At 25.1% G+C, this 2,809-nt stretch carries 2 protein-coding genes; both read left to right on the forward strand.

Annotated elements, in window-relative coordinates; all coding sequences use genetic code 11:
- Positions 1–248: 248 nt before the first annotated feature.
- Positions 249–1,304: a potassium channel family protein gene (locus tag J7G74_RS15445; RefSeq protein WP_297136961.1), complete on the forward strand. Its 1,056-nt coding sequence runs from the start codon at positions 249–251 to the stop codon at positions 1,302–1,304.
- Positions 1,305–1,384: 80 nt separating this feature from the next.
- The gene (locus J7G74_RS15450; protein ID WP_297136963.1) at positions 1,385–2,566 is read left to right on the forward strand and encodes a D-alanyl-D-alanine carboxypeptidase family protein; all 1,182 of its coding nucleotides are present in this window, start codon (positions 1,385–1,387) and stop codon (positions 2,564–2,566) included.
- The last annotated feature ends 243 nt before the right edge of the window (positions 2,567–2,809 follow it).

The following is a 2,809-nucleotide window of genomic DNA, read 5'->3' on the forward strand; positions in this document are numbered from 1 at the left end:
TGAAAAAGGAGTTGTATAAATACAACTCCTTTTATTTGGGCTAGCGTTATACTTATACATTGTATAAGTTCCCACTTGTGGTATATATTATACTTTATGATACTTTTAAAGTAAAGAATAAATTTAATTTAAATAATAATACATAAATGTAATAGAATACGGTATGTATAATTAAACAAGAAAGTGTATGAATATAAAAATGATATTTATAAAAAATAAGATTAAATTAAATTACTTTGGAGGTAAAAATGAATTGTAAATGGGTGTCTAGTCAAGATGAGAATATCAAATGTAAAAGGCATGCAGATTCATCTGGTTATTGCATCTTTCATAAGAAAAATAAAAGTAAAAGAGAACGGATTTTATTTAATTCATATATAAAAAAAGGGCAAATAAGTGATTTTAGTGGATTTTATTTTGAAGAAGAATTTAATATAAATAAAACTTTAAATTACGATTATAATAAATTAAAATTTTATGAAACTATATTTTGTAATGATGCAAAATTTAATAAATTTATATTTAATAATACTGTTGACTTTACAAAAACTGAATTTAAAGGGAAAGTTGATTTTACAGAAAGTACATTTTTAAAAAATTGTATTTTTAGTGAAACTAAGTTTAATGAGAAGTATATTAATGAACAAATTTTTCAAAGAACTAATGTTAATGGACAGAAATTAATAGTTGAAAAATGTATTAATTTTCCTAGACTAGATGGAATATTATTCTCACCATACACAAAATTTATATTAAAAGATATAAATTATAAAAAAGAAGGTGCAATATGTGGGAGAAATAATTATAGAATAGCAAGAGTACAAGCTAAGCAGACAGAAGATAATGAAAATATTGGATACTATTATTATAATGAAAGAAATTATGCCAGCGAATTTTTGAAGAGTAATAAATATAAAGGATATAAAGAGTATTTATCTAATGATTTTTTTGATTTTTTATCAAAATATACTATTGGATATGGTGAAAAGCCTTTAAGATTACTCTTTATAAGTTTTTTTATAATAAGTTTTTTTGCACTTATATATATGTTTATAGGATTAAATACAATAGATTATGGTTTAATAAAATTAAATTTGGTTAGTAATACATATTCTTTTTATGAATTTTTAAAAATGTATTTAGAAGCTTGGTATTTTTCTATGATAACTTTTAGCACTGTTGGATATGGAGATATCATTGCATTTGGATTAATCGGAAAAATAATAGCTTGTATAGAAGTTTTTCTTGGAATAACATTACATGCCACATGGACATCAATACTATTAAGTAGACTCGTTAAATAAGTTAGCAAATAATTCAAGGTTATAACTTATATAACTGGGGAAAAATAACTTAGACTAAAGTTACCAAGAAGGTGAGAATTTTGAAAAAAGGAGCACAAATATTACTAATCTTTACAATCATTATAACTATTGTAACTCCTAATTTAAGTTATGCAGATAATGTTAGTGTGGATAAGTTTTCTAAATCATCAATATTAATAGACCAAGATACAAATAGAGTATTGTATGAAAAAAATCCAGACGAGAAAAGACCATTAGCAAGTTTAAGTAAGATGATGACTTTTTTACTTGCAATAGAAGCTATTGAGAATAAAGAAGTCAGTAAGGATGACATAATTGTTGTAGATCAAGATATAGCAAAAGTTAGAGGATCATCTTATAAATTGAAAGTAGGAGAAAAAGTACCTTTAATTGAGCTTATGAGAGGATTAATGATAGTATCTGGTAATGATGCTGCAGTAGGAATCGCAAAGCATATAAGTAAAAGTGAAAATAAGTTTGTTGAAAGAATGAATAAAAGAGCTAAAGAAATAGGAATGACTAATACTAATTTTGTCAATTGTAATGGACTTCCTATTTACAGTCTAGCAGATCCTAAAAAACCTCCTAAAGAAAATATATCTACAGCAAGAGATATTGCTAAGCTTGGAAAATACATGTTAGATAATTATGAAAAAGAAGTAACATCTATAACTGACATGCAAACTTATAATTATGTTGAAAGAGGATTTTGTAAAAATAATACAAATGCATTATTGTCTATTATACCAGAAGTAGATGGTATAAAAACTGGATATACAGGCAATGCAGGATATTGTTTAGCTTTTTCTATGAAACTAAATCAAGATAGCAATAATATAGAAAACAGATTGATAGGTGTATCACTAGGAGCGAATCATAAAAACAAAAGGGTACAAGCTTGTCTTTCAATGCTTGACTATGGTAGGAAAAATTTTACTACTTTAAAAGTCATGAGTAAAGAAGAGTTAATTGGTAAAAAATATTTAATGGGGTTAGATGAATTGGAAATTACTTTAGAAAGTGAAGATGACTTGTTAATATTGAAAAAAAATGACGAAAATATAAATACACAACTTACATTAAAAGAAATAGAATTACCTATTAAGAAAGGTGAGGTAGTAGGAGTAATAAAATACTATAATGATGATGGAGAAATATTAGGAAGTAATAATATTATAAGTAAGAATGATTTATGTGATGTTTCATTAAAAACAAGAATAAAAATGATTTTTGCCGACTAATATAAAAAAATTAGTTAATAATTAAAATGTAAGGCCAGATTAAATTTTGTTGAAATTTATTTTTCACTATGTTATACTATCAGAGGTGAAAAAATAAAATACAAATATCACACACGACAATGGGATCCTTAAAAGGTGCCAATTATGGTTTTTTAGGGAGTTGATCATGTCGGAGGTACAAAACCAAGGAGGTAAAGCAATGTCAGTAATATCAATGAAACAATTATTAGAAGCTGGTGTTCA

This window comes from Terrisporobacter sp. (assembly GCF_017888745.1).
Taxonomy (GTDB): domain Bacteria; phylum Bacillota; class Clostridia; order Peptostreptococcales; family Peptostreptococcaceae; genus Terrisporobacter.